The 22,375-nt window shown below is 67.5% G+C and carries 19 protein-coding genes; 10 read left to right on the forward strand and 9 right to left on the reverse strand.

Annotated features, from left to right (window positions below; translation table 11 throughout):
* Nucleotides 1–2 precede the first annotated feature (2 nt).
* Entirely contained in the window at nucleotides 3–1,358 is a 1,356-nt protein-coding gene (locus tag OXG83_10320; protein MCY3965425.1) for an alkyl hydroperoxide reductase, read from the forward strand.
* 42 nt (nucleotides 1,359–1,400) lie between these two features.
* Here the strand turns inward: OXG83_10320 and OXG83_10325 are convergent, their stop codons facing one another.
* Both OXG83_10325 and OXG83_10330 read right to left on the reverse strand, forming a co-directional pair.
* Nucleotides 1,401–2,087, reverse strand: coding sequence for a hypothetical protein (locus OXG83_10325; protein MCY3965426.1), 687 nt, complete (start codon nucleotides 2,085–2,087; stop codon nucleotides 1,401–1,403).
* The gene (locus tag OXG83_10330) at nucleotides 2,084–4,126 is read right to left on the reverse strand and encodes a S9 family peptidase (GenBank protein ID MCY3965427.1); all 2,043 of its coding nucleotides are present in this window, start codon (nucleotides 4,124–4,126) and stop codon (nucleotides 2,084–2,086) included. The genes OXG83_10325 and OXG83_10330 overlap by 4 nt, the downstream gene beginning before the upstream one ends.
* 191 nt (nucleotides 4,127–4,317) lie before the next feature.
* On the opposite strand from OXG83_10330, the gene OXG83_10335 reads away from it, so the two are divergent.
* Both OXG83_10335 and OXG83_10340 read left to right on the forward strand, forming a co-directional pair.
* Nucleotides 4,318–4,560 (forward strand): type II toxin-antitoxin system prevent-host-death family antitoxin, encoded by a 243-nt coding sequence (locus OXG83_10335; GenBank protein ID MCY3965428.1) that lies wholly within the window; start codon nucleotides 4,318–4,320, stop codon nucleotides 4,558–4,560.
* Nucleotides 4,560–4,961 (forward strand): type II toxin-antitoxin system VapC family toxin, encoded by a 402-nt coding sequence (locus OXG83_10340; GenBank protein ID MCY3965429.1) that lies wholly within the window; start codon nucleotides 4,560–4,562, stop codon nucleotides 4,959–4,961. The genes OXG83_10335 and OXG83_10340 overlap by 1 nt, the downstream gene beginning before the upstream one ends.
* A 9-nt stretch (nucleotides 4,962–4,970) precedes the next feature.
* On the opposite strand, the gene OXG83_10345 is transcribed toward OXG83_10340, so the two are convergent.
* Nucleotides 4,971–5,753, reverse strand: a complete 783-nt coding sequence (locus tag OXG83_10345; protein MCY3965430.1) for an SDR family NAD(P)-dependent oxidoreductase — start codon at nucleotides 5,751–5,753, stop codon at nucleotides 4,971–4,973.
* A gap of 83 nt (nucleotides 5,754–5,836) precedes the next feature.
* Here OXG83_10345 and OXG83_10350 point away from each other — a divergent pair, with 83 nt between their 5' ends.
* The 6 genes from OXG83_10350 (at nucleotide 5,837) to OXG83_10375 (ending at nucleotide 16,187) form a co-directional block, all read left to right on the forward strand.
* Nucleotides 5,837–7,663 carry an arylsulfatase gene (locus tag OXG83_10350; GenBank protein MCY3965431.1) on the forward strand — a complete coding sequence of 609 codons (1,827 nt, stop codon included), beginning with the start codon at nucleotides 5,837–5,839 and terminating at the stop codon, nucleotides 7,661–7,663.
* A 28-nt stretch (nucleotides 7,664–7,691) separates the two neighbouring features.
* Entirely contained in the window at nucleotides 7,692–10,757 is a 3,066-nt protein-coding gene (locus OXG83_10355; protein ID MCY3965432.1) for a PSD1 and planctomycete cytochrome C domain-containing protein, read from the forward strand.
* An 18-nt stretch (nucleotides 10,758–10,775) separates the two neighbouring features.
* On the forward strand, nucleotides 10,776–12,203 hold the full coding sequence (locus OXG83_10360) for a DUF1501 domain-containing protein (GenBank protein ID MCY3965433.1): 1,428 nt from the start codon (nucleotides 10,776–10,778) through the stop codon (nucleotides 12,201–12,203).
* A 93-nt stretch (nucleotides 12,204–12,296) separates the two neighbouring features.
* The gene (locus OXG83_10365) at nucleotides 12,297–13,937 is read left to right on the forward strand and encodes a sodium/solute symporter (protein ID MCY3965434.1); all 1,641 of its coding nucleotides are present in this window, start codon (nucleotides 12,297–12,299) and stop codon (nucleotides 13,935–13,937) included.
* A 97-nt stretch (nucleotides 13,938–14,034) separates the two neighbouring features.
* Nucleotides 14,035–14,730 carry a hypothetical protein gene (locus tag OXG83_10370; protein MCY3965435.1) on the forward strand — a complete coding sequence of 232 codons (696 nt, stop codon included), beginning with the start codon at nucleotides 14,035–14,037 and terminating at the stop codon, nucleotides 14,728–14,730.
* Between the two features lie 32 nt (nucleotides 14,731–14,762).
* Complete coding sequence (locus tag OXG83_10375; GenBank protein ID MCY3965436.1) at nucleotides 14,763–16,187, forward strand: hypothetical protein; 1,425 nt, start codon at nucleotides 14,763–14,765, stop codon at nucleotides 16,185–16,187.
* Between the two features lie 28 nt (nucleotides 16,188–16,215).
* Here OXG83_10375 and OXG83_10380 read toward each other — a convergent pair whose 3' ends face one another.
* Complete coding sequence (locus OXG83_10380; GenBank protein MCY3965437.1) at nucleotides 16,216–16,749, reverse strand: DUF2911 domain-containing protein; 534 nt, start codon at nucleotides 16,747–16,749, stop codon at nucleotides 16,216–16,218.
* 148 nt (nucleotides 16,750–16,897) lie between these two features.
* Between OXG83_10380 and OXG83_10385 the strand changes: the two genes are divergently transcribed.
* Nucleotides 16,898–18,340 (forward strand): sulfatase-like hydrolase/transferase, encoded by a 1,443-nt coding sequence (locus OXG83_10385; GenBank protein ID MCY3965438.1) that lies wholly within the window; start codon nucleotides 16,898–16,900, stop codon nucleotides 18,338–18,340.
* On the opposite strand, the gene OXG83_10390 is transcribed toward OXG83_10385, so the two are convergent.
* The 5 genes from OXG83_10390 to OXG83_10410 all read right to left on the reverse strand — a co-directional run bounded on the left by OXG83_10390 (nucleotide 18,229) and on the right by OXG83_10410 (nucleotide 22,343).
* Nucleotides 18,229–18,630: a type II toxin-antitoxin system death-on-curing family toxin gene (locus tag OXG83_10390; GenBank protein ID MCY3965439.1), complete on the reverse strand. Its 402-nt coding sequence runs from the start codon at nucleotides 18,628–18,630 to the stop codon at nucleotides 18,229–18,231. The genes OXG83_10385 and OXG83_10390 overlap by 112 nt on opposite strands.
* Before the next feature lie 21 nt (nucleotides 18,631–18,651).
* Nucleotides 18,652–18,864, reverse strand: a complete 213-nt coding sequence (locus tag OXG83_10395) for a ribbon-helix-helix domain-containing protein (protein MCY3965440.1) — start codon at nucleotides 18,862–18,864, stop codon at nucleotides 18,652–18,654.
* Nucleotides 18,865–18,931: 67 nt separating this feature from the next.
* Nucleotides 18,932–19,804 (reverse strand): ABC transporter permease, encoded by an 873-nt coding sequence (locus OXG83_10400; GenBank protein MCY3965441.1) that lies wholly within the window; start codon nucleotides 19,802–19,804, stop codon nucleotides 18,932–18,934.
* Nucleotides 19,797–20,750 carry an ABC transporter permease gene (locus tag OXG83_10405; GenBank protein MCY3965442.1) on the reverse strand — a complete coding sequence of 318 codons (954 nt, stop codon included), beginning with the start codon at nucleotides 20,748–20,750 and terminating at the stop codon, nucleotides 19,797–19,799. Before OXG83_10405 ends, OXG83_10400 begins: the two co-directional genes overlap by 8 nt.
* A gap of 3 nt (nucleotides 20,751–20,753) precedes the next feature.
* A complete protein-coding gene (locus OXG83_10410) occupies nucleotides 20,754–22,343 on the reverse strand; it encodes an ABC transporter substrate-binding protein (GenBank protein ID MCY3965443.1) in 1,590 nt (529 codons plus the stop codon).
* Between the last annotated feature and the right edge of the window lie 32 nt (nucleotides 22,344–22,375).

Raw genomic sequence — 22,375 nt, forward strand, 5'->3', positions numbered from 1 at the left:
CCATGAAGTCCCGCCTTCCCTTCCTCGTTACCGGCCTCGCGCTCGTCGCGACCCCCGTCCTCGCCGCGCCCCCAGCCAACAACGCGGTGGACCCCGCGACGGTGACTTGGGCGGACCACATCGCGCCCATCCTCCACGAGAACTGTGCGAGTTGCCACCGGCCCGGCCAGACGGCGCCGATGTCGCTCCTGACCTACGACGAGACGCGTCCCTGGGCGAAGTCGATTCGCCGGGTCACCAGTGAGCGCACGATGCCACCGTGGTTCGCCAACCCGGATCACGGCGAGTTCGTGGAGGACCCGAGCCTCACCGACGCCGAGATCGAGACGCTGAACAACTGGGTCGCCGCGGGCGCGCCGGCCGGCGACCTGTCGCAGGCTCCGGAGCCGCCCACGTTCGATTCCGACTGGAAGCTCGGGGAGCCGGACGTCATCTACACCGCGCCGGAGTTCCACGTCTCAGACGACATCGAGGATCACTACGAGTGGCTCCAGGTGGACAACCCCGTCGACGAAGAGCGCTGGATCCGCGCCATCGAGATCCATCCCGGGTTCGTCGAAGCGGTACATCACCAGTTGACCTACCTGGCGCCGCCCGATGCCACGATCGCGGGCGTGCGGAGCACGACCGGCACCCTGGATCTCACCTTCGTCGGCGGCTGGGGTCCGGGCGTCGCGCCGCTCCAGTTCGCGGAAGGGCACGGAATGCGCATGCCGCCGAACAGCACGCTGTTCTTCCAGATGCACTACCACAAGACCCCGGGCCCGGGTACCGGCGGCACGGACCAGACGACGATGGGCCTCTACTTTCACGACGAGAAGCCCGAAAACGTCGTGGAGACGCTGTGGCTGGTCGATCCGACGCTCAACATCCCGGCGGGCGAGAGCGACTACCACTCCTGGTCGTCGTACACCACCGAACACGAGGCGGTGCTCTTCGACTTCACGCCCCACATGCACCTGCGGGGCAAGTCGATGACGTTCACGGCCGAGTACCCGGACGGCCGCACGGAAGTCCTGCTCGACGTGCCGAACTACGACTTCAACTGGCAGCTCACCTACACGCCGACGGCGCCCAGAGTGATCCCGGCCGGCACGACGATCCGCGTCGACGCGAAGTTCGACAACTCAACCGACAACCTGGCGAACCCCGATCCGACGTCCAACGTGACCTGGGGCGAGGCAACGACCGACGAGATGATGGTCGGCTTCATCCACTACACGTTCAGCGACAAGACGCAGCAGACGAACATGCCCACCTTCATCGTGCCCGAGCAGCTCAGGCAGCAGATGGAGCAGATCCGGGAGTTCCGGCGCAAGCAGCGGGAAGCGGCCAAGGCAGCGGAGACCGGCGGCTGATTCCGGCCACTGGGTGCGCCGGCGTGAAGCGCCGGCCCGGCCTCAGTGCCCCAACACGGCGTACGTCCCGTCCAACACCAGCCGCACCGCCACGTACAGCCCGAACATCGGGACGACGACCCAGATCGTGTTGGGCGCCCACACCCACACGAGCCGGTCGAGCCGGCCGATTGCCCGGTGCCCGCCCGAGACGTAGAAGCTCACCATGTAGAGCGAACTGACGTAGACCCACTGCCAGAACAGCGCGACGCCGAGGATCCCCGCGACCACGGCTGGCAGAAAACCCGTGGTCATCGACAGAAGCAGGATCATCGACGGGATCGGCGTGGCGAAACCGTTGCCGACGTCGCAGTTGAAGCCGAAGGTCCGCCGATCCGTGTAGGCGTCGTCGTACACGGAGTAGGCCGCCCAGACGTCCGCCCATGCCGTCGGCGAAAGGATGCCCGTGAGTGGGATCCCCGAGAACAGGAACAGGATGGCCGGCGGCCGGCCGGTCTCCGCGCCGCGTTCGCGCCAGTACTCCGCCCGCTCCCCGATGTAGTCGCGCCGCAGGTACAGGCAGGCCTCCCAGTAGCAGATCAACAGGTTGATCGACAGGAACAGGCTGAGCACGAAGTAGGCGGGATCGATGCCGCCGTGCAGCCGGTAGCTCGCCAGGTTCCAGGCCAGGGTCTGGAGACCGACGACGATGACAACGAAGGCCGCGACCGGGATCTTCGGCCCCTTCATGCTTCCGGGTCTTCGTCGTCTTCCGACCCCGGAGCCGTCTCCCACTCGTACTCGACCCCCCGAACGTGGCGCTCGAACCAGTCGATCTCCACGTTCACCTTGAACAGCTCGTGGCGCAGTTCCCGCCAGCCGTGGGGCTCCCGCGGCGCGATGTAGAGGTGGGTCTCCACTCCGTTCGTCTTCAGCGCCCGGTAGAGCTCCACCGACTGGGGCGGCGGCACGCGGACGTCGTTCTCGCCGACCAGGACGAGCGTCGGGGTCGTCACCTTGTAGACGTCCTTGAGCGGCGAGTTCTCCCAGTAGACCCCGATCGGGGCGTCCTCCTGCCACGGCGTGCCACCGAACCAGGGCGTGCGGTAGCTCCGCACGTCGCTCTGGCCGTACATGGAGATCCAGTTGACCGCGCCGGCGCCCGACGACGCCGCCTTGAAGCGGTCGGTGTGGGTGATGATCTTGTTCGTCATGTGACCGCCGCCGCTCCAGCCCATCTTGGCCATGCGGTCGCCGTCGACGAGTCCGAGCTCGATCAGGTGGTCGACCCCGGTCATCACGTCCAGGTGGGCCTGGTGGAAGTAGTGGCCGACCATGTCACGCAGGAAGGCATCCCCGTAGCCGGTGCTCCCCCGGTAGTTCGGCTTGAAGACGAAGTAGCCGCGGGCGGCCAGCACCTGGACGTAGTTGGACCAGCGGCCGAACCCGAACTTGTCGGACGCCGCGGGCCCGCCGTGCGTCTGGACGACCAGGGGGTACCGGTTGCCCTCTTCGTATTCGAGCGGGTAGTAGAGGAGACCCTCGACTTCGACGCCGTCCTCCCCCGGCCAGCGGATCGTCTCCTGGCGGGGTAGCAGGAAGGTCTCGTCGATGTAGTCGTAGACCGAGGTCACCTTGGCGGGCGCGCCTCCGCCCGCTGGCATCACGTGGATGTCTCCGGCGTTCTCGCGGCGGTTGATGCCGAAGGCATGCAGGCCCGCGTCCCGGGAGTAGTGCCACGAGCCCAGCGCGTGGTCGCCCTCAGTCAGCGCCGTCGGCGATGAATCGTTGACCGCGGCGTGGAAGAGCTGACTTCGCACCCCAGTGTTCGCGGTGAAGTAGATCGTGCCGTCCCCGGCCCAGCGTGCGCCGTTGACCTCGTGGGGCATCTCCTCGTACAGCAGACGGTGCGGGCCGCCACCGGCCGGGACGACGAAGACGTTCGTGTTGAAGTAGGTCTCCAGGTCGGCGCTGGAGTTCGTCAGAAACATGACCTGCCGCCCGTCGGGGGACAGCTCGGCGCCCGACTCGCCCACCGTGTTGTCGGTGAGCTGCAGGGCGTTGCCGCCGTCCGCGTCCATGATCCACACCTCGCCCTCGTCCCGGTTGTCGAAGAGCGGCGAGGGCGCCCGGTGGTGCGCGATCCGCGTCCCGTCCGCCGAGACGCGGAAGCCGACCACGGAGAAGTCGCCCTCGGTGATCCGCTCGGCGCTGCCCTGGTCGTCCCCGGTCCAGGCGACACGGAACAGGTGGCGCTGCTTGTAGTCCTCGTCGAACGCGAAGACGTCGTCCTTCAGTTCGTCCTTCTTCTTCTCCTCCGGTGTCTCCGGATCGGCGGCGACGAAGAAGATGTGCTCGCCGTCCGGCGAGAACTCGAAGCTCTGGACGGAGCTCTCATGGCTGGTCAACGGAGAGGCTTCGCCACCCCCGTTCGGCAGGAGATAGATCTGGGAGAATTCGTCTTCACCGCGGGACGCGAGAAAGGCCACGTAGTTCCCGTCCGGGGACCAGCGAGGACTACGCTCCCCCTTCTCGCCGTAGGTCAAGCGCACGTCGCCCGTGCCGTCCATCCCGATCCGGCGGATGTGCGTCGTGCGGCCGTTCTTCTTCCAGTCCGTGTCGCTGCGCGTGTAGAGGAGCTGAGCGCCGTCCGGCGAGATGCGCGGACTACCGACGCCGGGCACGTCGATCAGCTCGACGATCGTGATCGGCCGCTTGTCGGAGGCACTCCCGGCAGCGGCGAGCAGCGCGGCAGCCAGGAAGAAGAGCCGCGTCAGGTTGTGCATCATGGAGCGTCATCGTATCGCCCCCAGCGAAGGAAGCGCTGGGCCTCCGGGCAGAACTGACTCCGCCCCCTCGTTCTCCCGACCGTCGGGACCCAGACCGAACCAAGCACTTGACCAAGTCGGGGCTCCGAGCCTACAGTTCAAGCGCGTCGAACCTGATCGGGAACCGGGATCGCCCAGGGAGCCAGGAGACGATGACACGCTACGTGAAGATCGGCGAGGCCAAGACACACCTTTCGGCACTGCTCGTGAAGGTGGAGGCGGGCGAGGACGTGGTCATCTGCCGCGGGTCGAAGCCGATCGCCCGTGTGACCCCCCACGTCGACGGCGAGGAACACGCCGCGCTGTGCGCGACGATGCGGCGGGAACGTGCCAAGCAGCAGAGCGTGACGACCTCGGAAATCCTGTCCTGGCGGCACGAGGGGCACGAACGCTGATGGCGTTCGTGCCTGACGCCTCGGTCGCGGCCACGTGGGTGCTACCGGACGAAGACGCAGCGCTCGCAGACCTCGCCCTGGATCGGCTGGGCGTCGAGGACGCGACCGTCCCGGACGTGTTCTGGCACGAACTGCGGAATCTCCTGCTGTCGGCCGAACGTCGAGGCCGCATCGACGGCCGCCACGCCGACGCCTCCATGTCGCGGCTGCGCAGGCTCCGTATCCGCTGCGCCGCTGAAACGGACGATCGACACGTCATGACGCTGGCGCGCGAACACCGCCTGACCGCTTACGACGCCAGCTACCTGGCCTTGGCGATTCGCGAAGGCTGCGCTCTGGCGAGTCTGGACCGCCGCTTGACCGAAGCGGCCGCCACCGAAGGCGTGGCGATCCTCGCTTAGAGCCGCTCTTCAGCCGATATCGCCGGTGTTGCCCGCCATCAGCCGGATCGCGGCCTTGCGCGGCAGGAGACGCGTCAGCAGCGCGGCGACCAACCGGTTGACGAGTCCAGGTACAAACCGCGGACCCTTGCCGAGAGCATCCAGCGTTCGCCGAGCCACCGTGTCGGGGTTGAGCATGCCCGGCACCCGGCCCTTGCCCGAGCGTTTGTAACCCGGCGTGGGAATGGCGCCGGCGCAGCAGGCCACAACATCGATGCCGCTCTCGCGGAGCTCCTGCCACAGGCCCTCGCCGAGGACGGTGTTGAAGGCCTTGGTGGCGGCGTAGGCCGCAACTCGCGGCGTCCCCTGCAGGCCCGCCAGTGAGGACATCAGGATCACCGCGCCACGGCCGCGCCGCTCGAGACCCGGCAGGAGCGTGTGCAGCATGACGACCGGCGCGCGGACGTTGACGTCGACCGCCCGCTCTAGCGCGTCGACGTCGGCCTCGACGAAGCGCCCAACCGGCACGAAGGCGGCGTTGTAGACGAGCACACCCAGGTCGAGGTCCTCAGTGGCAGCAGCGAGAGCGTCGGCGAGGCCCGGGCTGGCAAGGTCCATCGCCAGCGGCCGCACTTCGACGCCGTACCGCTCGCGAAGCCTGTCCGCGAGGTCATCGAGCAACGGCTCGCGCCGGGCGATCAGCACGAGGTTCATGCCGCGCTCGGCGAGACAATCCGCGAACGAGGCGCCGAGCCCCTCCGAAGCGCCGGCGACGAGCGCCCAGCGCCCGTAGCGGTCGCGGAACGAGGTCACGCCGCCACCGAGTCCGCCAACGCCTCCGCTACGCTGCGGTGCCGACGCTCGCTACTTGACGCACTCACCATGGAGACTCGATCGTGAGGCTAGCAACGTCTCTTGCCGGTGTTCTGCTGTTCGCGCTCGCCGCGACCGCCCTCGCGCAGCCCCCCAACGTCGTCATCGTGATGACGGACGATCAGGGCTACGGCGAACTGTCCGCCCATGGCAACCCGGTGCTCGAGACGCCGCATCTCGACCGCCTGCGCGGCGAAAGCGTGCGCCTGGACGACTTCCACGTGGCACCGATGTGCACGCCGACCCGCGGGCAACTGCTGACCGGCATGGATGCGGCCCGGAATGGCGCGATCAACGTCAGCAGCGGTCGCGCGCTCCTTCGGCCCGAGATCCCCACGATGGCCGACATCTTCGCCGAAGCCGGCTACCGAACGGGCGTATTCGGCAAGTGGCACCTCGGCGACAACTACCCCTTCCGGCCGGAGGACCGCGGATTCCACGAAACCGTGTGGTTCCCCTCCTCCCACATCGGCTCGGTGCCCGACTTCTGGGGCAACGACTACTTCGACGACACCTACATTCGCAACGGTCAACGCAAGGCGTTCAAGGGCTACTGCACCGACATCTTCTTCGACGAGGCGATCGACTTCATGCGGCGCTCCGCGGCGTCCGGAACGCCTTTCCTGACCTACATCGCTCCGAACACGCCGCACGGACCGCTGATCGCCAAGGAGGAGGACGAAGCCGCGCTGGCGGCCGCGCTGGCCCGGCCCGAGTTCGCCGACATGAGCACGTCGCTGAAGGGCCGGCTTAGCAGGTACCTCGGGATGGTCCGCAACATCGACACGAACGTGGGCAAGCTCGCCGAGTTCCTCCAGGAGGAGGGACTTCGGGAGAACACGATCGTGATCTTCATGACGGACAACGGCAGCACGCACGGCCCGCTCTACTTCAACGCCGGCATGCGCGGCATGAAGACCGAGTTGTGGGAAGGCGGCCATCGGGTGCCCTTCTTCATCAGTTGGCCGAACGGCGACCTGGCGGACCCGCGAGACGTGACCGGCCTGACCCAGGTGCAGGACGTCCTGCCGACGCTCCTCGACCTTGCTGGAATCGAAACGCCGGCAGCCGGGGACTTCAACGGCATGAGCCTGGCCCCCGTCTTGCGCGGAGATGCTGCTGTGCCCGAGGACCGCATGCTGATCATCAACTACAGCCGGATGCCGTCCGGGTTCAACTACCCCTCGCCGTACACCCAGTCGATCCTCACGCGCAGTCACGCTGGCGTCCTGTGGAAGCACTGGCGCCTGCTCGAGGACCGCGATCTCTACGACCTGGAGTCCGATCCGTTGCAGACCACCAACGTGATCGAGCAGCACCCCGAAGTGGTCGCCAGGATGCGGAACCATCTGTACGAGTGGTGGGACGAGGTGGCCTCGACCGCCAATGAGCCCCAGCGGATCGTCATCGGCGACGACATCGAGAATCCGATGATGCTGACCGGATGCGAGTGGCTCGACGTCTTCGTCGATCAGCAGGCACAGGTCCGACGCGGCACCCGGAAAACTGGCTACTGGCTGCTCGACGTGGCGGAGGCGGGCGAGTACGAGTTCGCGCTCCGGCGCTGGCCCCGGGAGATCGACGTAGCGCTCGCATCGGCGCCCGAGGGCGGCGGCGTCGCTTTGCCGATCACCTCCGCCCGCCTGTTCATCAGCGACCACCACCATCTGGACATCGGCGACAAGAGGCCCTACGGCTTCGAGGGGCTGACGACGCGGGTCGACTCGGACGACACGGAGGCCACCTTCACGGTGACCCTGCCCGAGGGCACCATCGCCCTGCACACCTGGTTCGAAGAGGGGCGCGAGGTCATCGCGAGCGCCTACTACGTTTATGTGACGAGGAAGTAGAATCCACCGTTCAGCACAGAGTCCTCCAATGATCCGCGCTGCGCCCTTCCTGTTTGCCTGGCTGGCGGCGGTCGGAACGGTCGCCGGCGCGTCGGAGATCGATCCCGCCGACCTCGAGTTCTTCGAATCGAAGATCCGGCCGGTCCTGGTCGAGCGCTGCTACCAGTGTCACGGCGGCGATCCCGCGAAGATCCGCGGAGGCCTGATCCTGCTCGACGCGGAAGGCGTGCGCGCCGGTGGCGACAGCGGCGCCGTGATCGTCCCGGGATCGCCCGAGGACAGCCTGATGATCGAGGCGCTCCGCTACGAGGGCCTCACCCAGATGCCGCCGGACGGCAAGCTGGCGGCGCACGTCATCGCCGACTTCGAGCAGTGGATCCGCCGCGGCGCTCCCGACCCGCGCACGGGCGCCGAGCAGACGGTGGTCGCCACAAGAACCGCCGAGACATTCGATTACGGTCCCGGCCGCGAGCACTGGGCTTTCCGCCGGGTCGAAGATCCCGCCCTGCCCGAGGTCGAGAACAAGGCCTGGGTCAGCCATGACCTCGACCGCTTCATCCTGGCGAGGCTCGAGGAACGCGGCCTCGCGCCGGTCGCTCCGGCCGACAGGCGCACGCTGCTGCGCCGCGCCACCTTCGATCTGATCGGTCTGCCGCCGTCGGAAGCGGAGATCGAGGACTTCCTCGCCGATTCGAGCCCCGACGCCTTCGCCAGGGTCGTCGATCGGCTGCTCGCCTCGCCCCACTACGGCGAGCGCTGGGGCCGCCACTGGCTCGACGTCGCCCGCTACGCCGACTCGAACGGCCTGGACGAGAACATCGCGTTCCCCAACGCCTTCCGCTACCGCGACTACGTCGTCGACTCGCTGAACCGCGACAAGCCCTTCAACCGCTTCGTCCGCGAGCAGATCGCCGGCGACCTGATGCCGGCCGAGACCGACGCGCAGCGCTTCGAGCAGATCACCGCCACGGGCTTTCTCATGCTCGGCCCCAAGGTGCTCGCCGAACAGGATGTCGACAAGATGCTGATCGACATCGTCGACGAGCAGGTCAACACCCTGGGCCGCGCCTTTCTCGCCCTGCCGGTCGGCTGCGCCCGCTGCCACGACCACAAGTTCGACCCGATCCCCACGGCCGACTACTACGCGATGGCCGGCATCCTGCGCTCCACCGAGACGATGAGCGACGCCGCCGGCATGCGCTGGCTGGAGCGGCCACTGGCCCCGGAAAACGAGATCGCCGGGTACGAAGCGGCCCAGAAGCTGGTCGCCGAGGCGCAGGAGAAGGTGGACGAGGTCGTCCGCGAGCAGAACGACGTCCTGCGTGGCCCGCGCCGCGCGGCACTCGCCGACTACCTGCTCGCCGCGGAAGAGGCCTACCCCGCCTGGAGCGACGACGAGGAGAAGCAGGAGGAAGCGCGCGAGACGATCGCCAGAGTCGCTGGGGGCCGAGGGCTGGAGCCGCCGGTCCTCGAGCGCTGGGTCAGGGCCTTCTACCGCTACCGTGAGGGCCCGCCGGTCGAGGGGGACGCGCCGAGCCCGAGCACCGTCTTCGTGATCTGGAACGCCTACGCCGCCGCCTCTCCTGATCGCTACGAGCAGGTGACCGAGGAGCTGCGGGCGATCATCGCTTCAGAGAAGGTGCTGACGGCGCCTCTGACCCGAAGCCTCGTCCGCGGGCCGGCGCCGAAGACGCTCGAGGAAGTCGCCTGGCGCTACGCGAGCCTGTTCGCGACGATCGAGATCGCCTGGGAAGAGCACCTCATGCGACTCGGGCTGAAGGACGAGGACGAACTCTCACCCTCGGACTTCAGACTGCCGCGCGAGCAGGAGGAGCTGCGATGGCTGGTCTACGGCGGCTACTTCTGCATTCTCTGCCTCGACCAGGAGGAGGAAGAGAAGCTCTATCCGCAGGAGGCCCTGGAGCAGCTCGCCGAGCTGCGCGCCGAGGTCGAACGCCTGGAGGAAGCCTCACCCCCGGCGCCGCCCTACGCCATGGCCGTGGACGAGACCGCGACGGTCGACCTGCCGGTGCACATCCGGGGCAGCCACCTGAACCTGGCCGAAGAACCGGAGCGGCGCGGCTACCTGAAGGTCACGGACCACCTGGTGCCGCCGCCGCCAGTCGCCGATGACACGAGCGGCCGGCTCGAGCTGGCGCGCTGGATCACCCACCCCGAGCACCCGCTCACCGCCCGGGTCATCGTCAACCGCGTCTGGCACTGGCACTTCGGCCACGGCATCGTCGACACGCCGAGCAACTTCGGCGCGATCGGCAGCGCTCCCACGCACCCCGAGCTTCTCGACTGGCTGGCGCGCCGCTTCGTCGAGGGCGGCTGGTCGCTCAAGAACCTGCACCGCGACATCATGCTGTCGAGCACCTATCGGTTGTCCACCGACTACGACACCGCCAACGCCGCCGTCGACGAGGAGAACCGCCTCCTCTGGCGCAACAACCGGAGACGCCTCGAGGTCGAGCCAATCCGCGACGCCCTGCTGCAGCTCGCCGGCCGGCTCGACCTGACGATCGGTGGACGGGTGGAGGAGTACAAGGCCCGGGGATACGTCTTCGGCGAGTACGGCCCACTCGACCGGGTCGACATCTACGACGCGCCGCGGCGTTCGATCTACATGCCGGTCGTGCGTACCGCGGTCTATCCGATCTTCGGCGGCTTCGACTTCGGGGACGCCAGCGACTCCGTCGGCGATCGATCCGAGACGGTGGTCCCGCGGCAGGCGCTGCTGATGATGAACAGCCCCTTCGTCGAGGAGGCGGCGCTCGGCTTCGCAAAGCAACTGCTGGAGATCGAGAACGCTGACGCCGCGGATCGCATCGACACCGCCTTCGTCCGCGCCTACGGGCGCCCCGCCGACGACGCCGAGATCGCCGACGGCCTCGCCTTCCTCGACGAGATGCGTGCCGGGGCTTGCGCGGCGGACACTGGGTGCGCCGGCCCTCTGGCCGGCATCCGGCGCGAAGCGCCGCCTTCCGCCACTTCCGCCGCGCCAGAGCCGGCGGAAGAAGCGGAGATCTACGCCTGGACCCGCCTCTCCCATGTCATCCTCGCGGCAAGCGAGTTCATCTACATCAACTGAGACGACCGATCCCTGACGATGCGCTACCCCCACTACCAGCCGCCGCCGCTCACCCGCCGCCAGATGCTGAAGACCTGCGGCTGCGGCTTCGGCGGCCTGGCGCTCTCGTCCCTGCTCCAGCGCGACCTCCTGGCCGCGACCTCCACGAACCCGCTGGCTCCGCGCGTGCCGCATTTCGCGCCGAAGGCCAAGCGGATCATCTTCCTGCACATGCATGGCGGCCCGTCGCAGCACGACCTCTTCGAGTACAAGCCGCTTCTGATTCGCGACGACAACAAGCCGCTGCCCTTCGCCAAACCCCGGGTGCAGTTCGCCGAGACGGGCAACCTGTTCAAGAGCCCCTGGGAGTTCAAGCAGCACGGCCAGTCCGGCGCCTGGGTGAGCGAGCTGCTGCCCAACATCGCCTCCGTGGTCGACGACCTCTGCTTCATCCGCTCGATGTGGGGCACGAACGCCGCCCACGGCGGCGCCATTCTCGCGATGAACACCGGCAGCGACCGCTTCGTGCGGCCGTCGATGGGCTCGTGGATCGCCTACGGCCTCGGCACCGAGAACGAGAACCTGCCCGGCTTCATCACGATCTGCCCGTCGTACCAGCACGGTGGCGTCCAGAACTACTCGTCGGCCTTCCTTCCCGCCGCCTACAACGGCACCGCGATCGGCACGACCCGGATGAAGACCGAGGACGCGACGATCGACTTCCTCGACAACGAGTCCGTGTCGCCGGAGGTGCAGCGGAGCGAACTCGACCTCTTGCAGCGCTGGCAGCGCCGCCAGCTCGAAGCGACCGGCCCCGACCAGGCGCTCGAGGGACGCATCGAGTCCTTCGAACTCGCCTTCCGCATGCAGACGGAGGCGCCCGAGCTGATGAGCATCGAGGGCGAGTCCGAGGCGACCCGTCGGCTCTACGGGCTCGACGACCCGGTGGCCCGCAACTTCGGGCTCCGCTGCCTGCTGGCCCGGCGCTTCTCGGAATCGGGGGTGCGCTTCGTGCAGGCGACCCACGGCCCGGACACGAAGTGGGACCACCACTCGGGCCTGATCACCGGCCTGCCGCAGAGCTGCGCCGAGGTCGACCGCCCGGTGGCCGGCCTGATCAAGGACCTCAAGTCACGTGGACTGCTGGACGAGACCCTGGTGCTCTGGGGGGGCGAGTTCGGGCGCACCCCCGGCGCCGAAGCCGGCGCCCGCAACGGCCGCGACCACAACCCCCACGGCTACACGATGTTCATGGCCGGCGGCGGCGTGAAACCCGGCCACAGCCACGGCCGCACCGACGACTACGGCTACTACGCGATCGAGGACAAGGTCCACATCCACGACTTGCACGCCACGATCCTGCACCTGCTCGGCCTCGACCACGAGCAGTTGACGTACCGCTCGCAGGGGCGCGATTTCCGCCTGACCGACGTCGAGGGGATCGTCGTAGACGACATCATCGTCTGACACTGGGTGCGCCGGCGTTCCCGCCGGCATCCGGCGCGAAGCGCCGGCTTCCGGACCTTCTACCGCGGTCGGCAACTGCCGTAACCTGTTCCCATGACCATCGCGCCCGTCGATCTCTTCATCATCGTCGTCTACCTGCTGGGCATTCTCTTCGTCGGCCTCTGGTCGGTGCGCAGGATCAAGCGGCACACCAGCGAGTCGTACTTCCTGGCAAGCCGCAACCTGAAGTGGCCCGTGGTGGGGGCCGCGCTGTTCGCCTCGAACATCTCGACGATTCACCTGGTCGGGCTCGCGGAGAGCGGCTTCGGCGTCGGCATGGTCGTCGGCAACTACGAGTGGATGGCGTCCTTCACGATCATCCTGCTCAGCCTCGTCTTCGTGCCGATCTACTTCAGGAGCCGGATCACGACGCTGCCCGAGTTCATGGAGCGGCGCTACAGCCCGGCCGCCCGGACCACGCTGTCCTTCATGTTCATCATGTCGGCGATGCTGATCCACATCGGCATCAGCCTCTACGCCGGCGCCGCCGTGTTCGAGCGGTTCTTCGGCATCCCGTCGTTCATGTCGATCGCGATGATCTCGATCATCACGGTGATCTACACCGTGGTCGGGGGCCTGCGGGCGGTCGTCGTCACGGAGACGATCCAGACCGTCATCCTGCTCGGCGGCGCCATCCTCATCACGGTCATCGCGATGACCAGACTCCCCGGCGTGGGGATCGACTCCTACGCCGATCTCCTCGAAGCGACGAAGCCGAACCAGCTCAGCATGATTCACCTCCCCGGGGAAGAGGGATTCGACCCCGGGTCGATCTGGTACGGCTTCCTGCTGGGCTTCCCCATTCTCGGCCTCTGGTACTGGTGCACCGACCAGACGATCGTTCAGAGGGTGCTGGGCGCGGGAACCCTCCGCGATGCGCAGCACGGCGCGCTGTTCGCTTCCCTGCTCAAGTTCCTGCCCCCGCTCTTCATGGTGCTGCCGGGCGTGTTCGCCTACGTGCTCTTCCGGGACATCATCGCCGAGCCGACGGACGCCCTGCCGACGCTGATCACCGAGCTGCTGCCGACCGGGCTCATCGGCATCATGGCGGCGGCGTTGCTCGCGGCCCTGATGAGCACGATCGCGGCCGCGGTGAACAGCACGGGGACGCTCGTCGCCGTCGACATCGCGAAGCACTTCCGGCCCGGCCTGTCGGAAACGTCGCAGGTGCGCATCGGGCGCGTCAGCTCGGTCGTCGTCATGAGCGTCGCGATCGCTTGGTCCACCCAGGGCGAGCGGTTCGGCTCCATCTTCGAGGCGATCAACAAGCTGCCGGCGCAGTTCATTGCGCCTCCCATCGCCACGGTGCTGCTCTGGGGCGTCTTCTGGCGCCGCGGAACGCGTCAGGCGGGGACGTTCACCCTGCTCTTCGGCTTCGTGGCCGGCTTCATCATCTTCCTGTTCGACATGGGCTTCGGCTTCCTCGGCGGCGTCCAGTACGTCTCCGACCCCGTGAACGGCCTGGGGATCCCGTTCCTGCTCCAAGCGTGGTGGTACTTCTGCATCCTGAGCGTCATCTACGTGGCAGTCAGCCTGGCGACCCCGCCACCAAAGCCCGAGCAGATCGACGGCCTGACCTGGGACAAGCCCTACGCGTTCCTGGCCCGGTCGGAGATCACGGGAGTCCGCGACCCGCGGCTGCTGGCGGCGCTGCTGGCCGCTGCTCTGGTCGTGATGTACGTGCTGGTGCGGTAGGGCGAAGCGGACCCCCCCGTCCGAAACTCGGGGCAAGCCAGGCAGTCCAAGAGACGGGCTCAAGATCCGTCCTAGCCCTATGAAGGGCGGGAAAGCGATGCAGAGCACAGCAGTAGAATGGCGGGAAGCACGACGCAAGCTTGAGGAAGTCGGGTTCGACCCGAGTCAGGCTGAGGCGCTGGTCGAGATGGTGAGCAGCCGCGAGCAACAGCTGGCAACAAGGGACGACGTAGCTGTCCTTAGGGGCGATGTCGCCGTACTCAAGCACGACGTCGCTCTGCTCAAGGACGATGTCGCCGATCTGAAGGTCGGAATGGCCTCGATCGAGGGCCGTCTGGATGGCCTCACGGCTGTAGTCGACACCCTAAGACGCGAAGTACGGGACCGCCACGAGAGCCTGAGGAAGGAGCTCAACGCTCGAATCGACGCCCTGGACGTCAGCGTAGGCGCACGTCTGGAAGCGTTCAGCAGCGAGTTGAACGGCCGGATGACGGCGTTGGAAGGTGATGTAGCCGGCCGGATGACCGCGTTGGAAGGTGATGTAACCGGCCGGATGACCGCGTTGGAAGCTGGTGTAACCGGCCGGATGGCCACGTTGGAAGCTGGTGTAACCGGCCGGATGGCCGCGTTGGAAGCTGGTGTAACCGGCCGGATGACCGCGCTGGAAGGCGGCCTGACCGGCAGGATGGACGGCCTCGGCAGTCAACTGACGACGATCAAGTGGTTCCTCGGCGCCATGATCGCCATGATGGCGCCGGCCACGGTGGCGCTCGTTCGCCTGGCTTTCCTGTAGGCGGCGGCTGCCCGCGGACGCCGAAACGATCGGTGGAGCCGAAAGGAGGACGCCTGCCTTTCCCTCTTGCGCGACGCGACTTTCTCCGGGCGTCCCTCATCGGGTTCGGCGCCTGCCTCGGCCTGCCGTCCTGGGCCGCGCAAACGACCGGTGACCGAGACCGCTTCGGAGGCTGGACCGGGCTGAAGTTCGACGCCACGGGCTTCTTTCGCACGGAGCACGATGGCCGGCGCTGGTGGCTGGTCACTCCGGAGGGCCACGCCTTCATCAGTTGGGGCGTCAACCACTACCACGCGAACTGGTGGGCGCAGGACTACAACCGCGATCACTGGCTGCGGCGATTCGGCGCGGAGGACGTGCACGACCGGGCCTGGAACCGGGGGTTCCGCGAGGCCGCCCTGGCCGATCTGCGAAGGCTCGGCCTCAACACTCTGGGCATTCACACGAACGCCACGATGCTCACCCACCCGCCCGGTCGGGCCCAGTTTCCCTTCGTCGCGCCCTACGAACCGCTCGTGCTGTCGCACTACCTCAAGCCCCAGCCGGACGCCTACGCGGACATCTTCGCATCCGAGTTCGAGGCGCTATGCGAGCGCACGGCCCGCCAAGTCGCCGCGCCCTACCGCGACGACCCGATGGTGCTGGGCTACTGCATGGCCGACTGTCCGCCCTTGACCGACAACGAGGCGGCATGGAACGGCAGCACCACGTGGCCCCGCCGGTTACGCAACTTCGCCGCCGAAGCCCCCGGCAAGCAGGCGTATGTCGGCTGCATGCGCGAGCGCTACGGCGACGTGTCCGGTTTCAACGCGACCTACGGCACCCGCTTCGGAACGTGGCCGGATCTGCTCGAGGCAAGAGACTGGCGGCCCGATCAGGCCCCCGCGAATCAGGCGGAGCGCGGCGACAACGCCGCGTTCCTGCTGCTCTGCGTCGAGAGCTACTACTCGGTCGCCAGAGCCGCCCTGCGCCGCGCCGACCCGAACCACCTCTTCCTGGGCGACAAGATCAACGGTGACACGGACGGGCTCCACTCGGTCGCGGCCGTGACGAGCCGGTTCACCGACCTGGTGAACACTCAGCACTACGCCCGCTGGGAGGGTCAGCGCGAGACGATGGATCGGCTGACGGACACTGTGGGGCAGCCTTTCCTGAACGGCGACGCCGCCTACACCACGCCGACCAAGACGATGCCCAATCCCCATGGACAGCACGCGCGCGACATGGCGGAGCGCGCCCTCTGGACACGGGAGTTCATGGAGAACGCCACCGCCCGTCCTGACTTCGTCGGCTGGCACATGTGCGGGATGATCGACACCGCGAACACCATGCCCGGCAAGGAGCAGGCTCAGCACCAGGGTCTGATGACCGTCCGCGGCGAGTTCTATCCCGAGATGGAAGCGACGGTCCGCGACATCTCGGATCGCCTCTACGTCCTCGCCACCGGAACGGGGTGAAAGCCGGTCCGCCGCGGCCTTCGCCGCCTCAGCCGGCTTTCTTCACTTCGAACGGCACCGCGAGCTGCTCCCACTGCAGCGCGACCCACGAGTCCACGATCACGAACTCCATCTCCTCCACGTGCTGCCCGATGGCTTTCGGGGTGGCGGTCACCCGTGCCGCGTCCTGACCGGCGTCGTACCGGAAGGCGCCCCACTGCTTCGCGGCCTTGTTGAAGATGACGGTCCACTCGTTCTCGCCCGGCTCGGTGAAGAGGGCATAGGTGCCGGCGGCCAGCTTCTGACCGCCGATCTCGACGTCGGCGCTGAAGGTGATCGTGGTCGCCTCGTCGGCGCCCGTCCGCCAGACCTGGCCGTAAGGAACCAGGCCGCCCCAGATCGTCCGGCCCTTCACCTTGGGCCGTCCGTACTCCACCGTGATGGAGACGCCGTCGATCTTCCCCTTCACCATCCCGTTCTTGCTCGCCCTGTCGGCATCGTCAGCGCGCTGCGCCATGGCGGGAAGCGCCGTGACCAGCAGGGCCGCGAAGATCAGGGGAATCGTTGCTCGGTACTTGTGCATGTCGTCCTCCAGCTAGAGAGTGTCATTTCGGCTCGCGACCGTAGGATAAACGGAAACCCGTAGTCCGTGTAGAAGCTCACACTGGGTGCGCCGGCGTCCCCGCCGGCATTCGGACAGCGGAAACTCCGGAACATCTTGGAACAACGGCATGGTGCAATCCCTCCGCCCGGTCCTCCCCCTGCTGCTCATCGCGGCTCTGGGCTGCCAACCAGAAGCCGGCGACGATCCGCCCAACGTCGTCCTCCTCATGGCCGACGACATGGGCTGGGCGCAGACCGGCTACTACGGCCATCCCCTGCTGAAGACGCCCCATCTCGACGCGATGGCCGGCGCCGGACTGCGCATGGACCGGTTCTACGCCGGCGCACCGAGCTGCACGCCGACCCGGGCAACCGTCATGACCGGCCGCACGAACGATCGCACCGGAGCGTTCCGCGTCGGCGACTCGATCAACAAGCAGGAGAAGTCGCTCGCCACGGCATTCCGGCAGGCCGGTTACGCGACGGCTCACTTTGGCAAGTGGCACCTGAACCAGGTCCACCCGAGCGGCGACAATCCGCTCCCCGGAGACGACCCCCACAATCCGGGCGAACTCGGCTTCGGCTACTGGCTGAGCCACACGAACCAGTTCAACCTGGACCCCGTCTTCAGTCAGAACGGAGTGCCAAAGCAGTTCGAGGGCGACTCGTCGGAGATCCTGGTCGCCGAAGCGCTGCGCTACATCTCGGAGCAGCGGGAGAACGGGAAGCCGGTGTTCGCGGTGATCTGGTACGCCTCACCGCACCGGCCCTTCGGCGCCTTCCCGGAAGACGAGGAGCCGTTCACGCAACTCGACGACGCCTCCAGGACGCACCACGCCGAGATCGTCGCCATGGACCGCTCGATCGGCACCCTCCGCGAGGGCCTGCGTGAACTCGGCATCGCCGGCAACACCCTGGTCTGGTTCACCAGCGACAACGGCGGGCTACCGGACATCGACTACGGCCCCGAGAATCCCGGCATCCGCCCCGACACCACCGGCCACCTGCGCGGCTTCAAGAAGGACTTCTACGAGGGCGGCCTGCGCGTGCCGACGATCATCGAATGGCCAGACGGCATCGCGCCGAGGATCTCCAACTTCCCCGCCAGCACGATGGACATCTTCCCGACGCTGATCGAGGTCGCAAAGCTCGACCCGGAGTCGATCAACGACGTGCACGACGGCATCTCCATCGCCGGCGTGTTCGAGTCCGAGCCCACCCGCCGCGAGCAGCCCATCGGCTTCCGCGCCAGCGGCGGCCTCGCCTGGCTCGACAACGACGTCAAGCTGGTGCGGAACTACTTCTCCGACCCGACCGATCCCTTCGAGCTCTACAACGTGATCGACGATCCCGGGGAAGAGGACAACCTGATCGAGCAGCAGCCCGAACTCGCCGCCCGCATGCGGGCGGAACTGGATGCCTGGAACCGGTCCGTCGACGCGAGCATCACCGGCGCCGACTACCCGGAGGGCAGGGTGCTGCCTTCGGGACGCACAGAGGCGCGGAGCCACTCGTCCAGCGCGTCTCGATCCAGCGTCCCTGCTTCGAGTCCTCCAACCAAGAACTCGTAGGCCTCCCGAGTTTCGACCTCCAGCTTCCAGCCATTCAGCCGCAGGAAGACGTCGGTCGCGAAGAACGCGATGCGCTTGTTCCCGTCAACGAAGGCATGGTTCATCAGCAACGACTCGAACAGCGCCGCGGCCATCTCCACCACGTCGTGGTAGTAGCCAGACTTAGGGCGGAAGAGCGCACTCTCCGCCAGCCCCAGGTCGCGCACGCCGGCTGAGCCACCAAAGCGCTCGATCAGCCGCTCGTGCAGCGCCAGTAGCTCGTCGAGCGTGAGGAACTGGACTCGGTCCACGGATCAGCGACGATAGACCGGTTACTGCGCGAGGAGCTTCCCCAACTCCTCGTTCTCGCGCATCGAGTCCTCCAGATGCCGCAGTACGTCCGGCCTCACGCGGCGCCGCGCGAGATACTCCTCGACCGCCTCGGAAAGCAGGCCCGAGACGTTCCGTTTCGTCTCCCTTGCCAGGTCACGAAGTTCGTTCCAGGCTGCCTCGTCCACCTTCGAGCTGATCTTGATCGCCGTCATCGAAACGCCTCCGGTCTCATCTACCCGCCACGTCCTGACGTGTCATGATACGTCAAGCTAGACCGCATCAGTGAATCACCCCCCGCAGCCGAGGATCCAGCAGATCCCGCAGGGCGTCCCCCACACAGTTGAACGACAGCACGAGCAGGAAGATCGCCACGCCCGGGACGATCGAGAGCAGCGGCTGCTGCTCGAGCATCGGGAAGGCCTGCTGGAGCATGTTGCCCCAGGTGGGGGTGGGCGGCTGGATGCCGACGCCGACGAAGCCGAGGGCGGCTTCGGTCAACACCGCGTAGCCCATGCTGAGGGTGCTCTGGACGATCACCGGGGCGATGCAGTTGGGCAGGATGTGGCGAACGATGATGCGCGGGTGGCTGAGGCCGAGCGACTCCGCGGCCTTGACGAAGTCCCGCTCACGGATGGAGAGCCCCTGGCTGCGGACGATCCTGGCCATCCAGGGCACGTTGGCGATGCCGATGGCGATGATCACCGTGCGCAGCGAGCCGCCGAGGGCGGCGGCCAGACCGACCGCGATCAGCAGGCTGGGGAACGTGACCAGCGCGTCCATGAGCCGCATCAGCACGTCGTCGACGCGGCCGCGGAAGTAGACGGACAGCAGGCCGAGAGGCACTCCCAGCAACACGCCCAATCCAACGGCGCCGAGGCTGACCAAGAGCGCGATCCGCGCACCGACGATCAACCGCGCCAGCGTGTCGCGGCCCATCTGGTCCGAGCCGAGCCAGTGCGCGGCGCTGGGACCCGAGAGGAGGTTGTCGAAGTCCATCTCCTCGGCGTCGACGGGGACGATCCAGGGCGACAGCACCGCCGCCGCGGCAATCAGCGCCAGCACGACGAGGCCAGCGAGCGCCTGCGGCACGGAGGCGAGCTTCCGCAGCAGCTCGAGGGTCGGGTGGCCCGGGCTGGCGGCGAGGCTAGTCACCGAACTTGATCCTCGGGTCGAGCCAGGCGCAGGCGAGGTCGGTGACCAGGTTGGCGGCGAGCACGGCGACCGCCATCAGCAGCACCGCCGCCTGCACGACCAGGAAGTCGCGGGCGAAGATCGCCTGCACGATGTACTGGCCGGTGCCGGGGATGCCGAAGAGCGTCTCGATGACGATCGCGCCGGCGAAGATGCGGCCGGTCTGCAGACCGAGAATCGTGATGACCGGCAGCAGCGCGTTGCGCAGGGCATGCGACCAGATCACCGTGCGCTCCCTCGAACCCCGGGCGCGCGAGGTGCGCAGGTAGTCCTGGGCGAGCACCTCGAGCATGGCCGAGCGGCTCTGCCGCATGATCAAGGCGCAGCTCGTCACGCCGAGGGCGAAGGCCGGCAGGACCATGTGGCGAAGGCTCTGCAACGGATCGTCGAAGAGGCTCACGTAGCCCTGGCTCGGCAGCCAGCCGAGCCCCACGCCGAAGAGCAGGATCGCCATGATGCCGAGCCAGAAGTTCGGGATGGCGACCCCGCCGATGGAGACCACCGTCGCCGCGTAGTCGATCGGTTTGCCGCGATAGACCGCGGAGGCGATGCCCGCCGGCACGCCGACGAGTACGGCGAGAATCCAGGCCGCCAGGCCGAACTGCAGGGTCACCAGAGCCCGGCCGCCGAGTTCCTCCGCCACCGGGCGCATGTTCTGGGTCGAACGGCCGAAGTCGCCCTGGAGGACGTTGCCGAGCCAGATCAGGTACTGGACGATCACCGGTTCGTCCAGGTGGTGACGTTCGCGGATGAGCTGCAACTGCTCCTCGTCGAGCGCCTCGCCGGGTCCGATGAACGCCCGCGCCGGGTCGCCCGGAATCGCGAGCATCAGCGCGAACACCAGGAACGTGACCAGGAGGAGGACGGGCACCGCCTGCAACAGGCGGCGCGCGAGGTAGCTGCGCAGGTGCTACTCCTCCAGCCAGATCGTCGCGAAGTTCATCTTGCCGTCCCAGCCCATCAACTGGTCGAGGTTGCGCACCCTCCCGGGCGCCGCCGCGAAGGTCACGCCGTAGAGCAGCGGCGTGAACCAGGCCTCGCCGAGCACCGTCCGGTTGAGCTCGATGTAGACCTGCTTGCGGGCGTCGTTGTCGTAGAGCGAGGCGCCCAGTTCCACGAGTTCATCGACGTCCGGCCGCAGCACGTTGCCCGGGTTGTAGTAGCCGTCGCTCTTGTAGGCCAGCGAGGCCATCCAGTCCGGCTCGGGATAGCGGCTCCAGGAGGTGATGAACATCGGGTACTCCTGGCCGTGGTTGAACCTCTCGGTCGCCGGTCCGCTCGACAGCACGTCGATGTCCATGTGGATGCCGATCTTCTTCAGCATCGCCCGCACCACCTCGGCGCTGGAGACGAGGAGGGGATTGTGGTGGGTGACCGCGGTGAACTCCAGGCCGCTCTCAAGCCCGGCCCTTTCGAGGTACTGCCGGGCCTTGTCGACGTCATAGGTCGGCCGTTCGCCGTCCGGCTCGTGGACCCAGGAACCCACCGGCCACATTCCCGCGTCGGCCTCGATCGCGCGGTCGAAGAAGATCGCCCTGTTGATCACGGTCGGGTCGACGGCGTGCGCGATCGCCAGCCGGACGTTCACGTCGTCGAGCGGCGGCTTGTCGACATTGAACACCAGTGTCAGCGCGATGCCGCCGCCCGGCATCGTCTCGATCCGGACCCGCTCGTCGCGCTCGAAGGTCGATACGTCCTTGTAGGGGAGGTAGGTGACGTCGATCTCGCCGGTGCGCAGGGCGGCGGCGCGGACGGTCTCGTCGCGGATCACCCGGATCGTCACCTCGTCGAGATACGGAAGCTGGTTGCCGTGCTCGTCGCGACCCCAGTAGTCCTCGTTCCTCACGAAGTGCACGAGGGTGCCGGTGATCACCTCCTTCACCCTGAACGGCCCGGTTCCCGACGGATTCCAGCCGTAGTCCGGGCCGAGCGCCTCGATCGCGGCCGGCGAGCTCATCACACCGCCGCGGTCGGCCAGCATGCCGAAACCCGCGCCCCACGGCCGCGCCAGATCGAAGCGCACGGTGTACTCGTCGATCACCTGGACCCCCTCGATCACCGCCAGCGAAGCGCGCGGCGTGGCGACCGTCTCGGGGTCCAGAATCCGCTCGATGTTGGTCTTCACCGCATGGGCATTGAAGGGTGTGCCGTCATGGAAGACGACGCCCTCCCGCAGGTGGAACGTGATCGAGTCGGGATCCGTCGCGATCTCCCAGGAGGTGGCGAGCGAGGTCTCCGGCCGCGGATTGAGCTGCGGATCCGCGTCGACCAGTTGATCGAAGATCTGCCGCCAGAAGTAGGCGTCAGCGCCCGACCGGCCCAGGATCGCGTCGAGGGACGTGGGTTCGAGTGAATGGCCCACCCGCAGATGGCCGCCGTAGCGCGGACCGCCGACGGCGGGGGGTCGGGGCGCCAGAGCGGCGGGCTCCAGCCGGTCGGCGCGGCTCTCGGGCGCGCAGCCGACGACGAACGTCAGTAGCCCCGCAAGCAGAAGCAGCAACGCGGATACGCTCGCCCTCAACGGCGACGGCA

Source organism: Acidobacteriota bacterium, assembly GCA_026707545.1.
Taxonomy (GTDB): Bacteria; Acidobacteriota; Thermoanaerobaculia; order Multivoradales; family Multivoraceae; genus Multivorans.

Coding starts and splice junctions, on each gene's coding strand:
- OXG83_10320 (MCY3965425.1), top strand. CDS start 3: ATGAAGTCCCGCCTTCCCTTCCTCGTTACCGGCCTCGCGCTCGTCGCG.
- OXG83_10325 (MCY3965426.1), bottom strand. CDS start 2,087: ATGAAGGGGCCGAAGATCCCGGTCGCGGCCTTCGTTGTCATCGTCGTC.
- OXG83_10330 (MCY3965427.1), bottom strand. CDS start 4,126: ATGATGCACAACCTGACGCGGCTCTTCTTCCTGGCTGCCGCGCTGCTC.
- OXG83_10335 (MCY3965428.1), top strand. CDS start 4,318: ATGACACGCTACGTGAAGATCGGCGAGGCCAAGACACACCTTTCGGCA.
- OXG83_10340 (MCY3965429.1), top strand. CDS start 4,560: ATGGCGTTCGTGCCTGACGCCTCGGTCGCGGCCACGTGGGTGCTACCG.
- OXG83_10355 (MCY3965432.1), top strand. CDS start 7,692: ATGATCCGCGCTGCGCCCTTCCTGTTTGCCTGGCTGGCGGCGGTCGGA.
- OXG83_10360 (MCY3965433.1), top strand. CDS start 10,776: ATGCGCTACCCCCACTACCAGCCGCCGCCGCTCACCCGCCGCCAGATG.
- OXG83_10365 (MCY3965434.1), top strand. CDS start 12,297: ATGACCATCGCGCCCGTCGATCTCTTCATCATCGTCGTCTACCTGCTG.
- OXG83_10370 (MCY3965435.1), top strand. CDS start 14,035: ATGCAGAGCACAGCAGTAGAATGGCGGGAAGCACGACGCAAGCTTGAG.
- OXG83_10380 (MCY3965437.1), bottom strand. CDS start 16,749: ATGCACAAGTACCGAGCAACGATTCCCCTGATCTTCGCGGCCCTGCTG.
- OXG83_10385 (MCY3965438.1), top strand. CDS start 16,898: ATGGTGCAATCCCTCCGCCCGGTCCTCCCCCTGCTGCTCATCGCGGCT.
- OXG83_10395 (MCY3965440.1), bottom strand. CDS start 18,864: ATGACGGCGATCAAGATCAGCTCGAAGGTGGACGAGGCAGCCTGGAAC.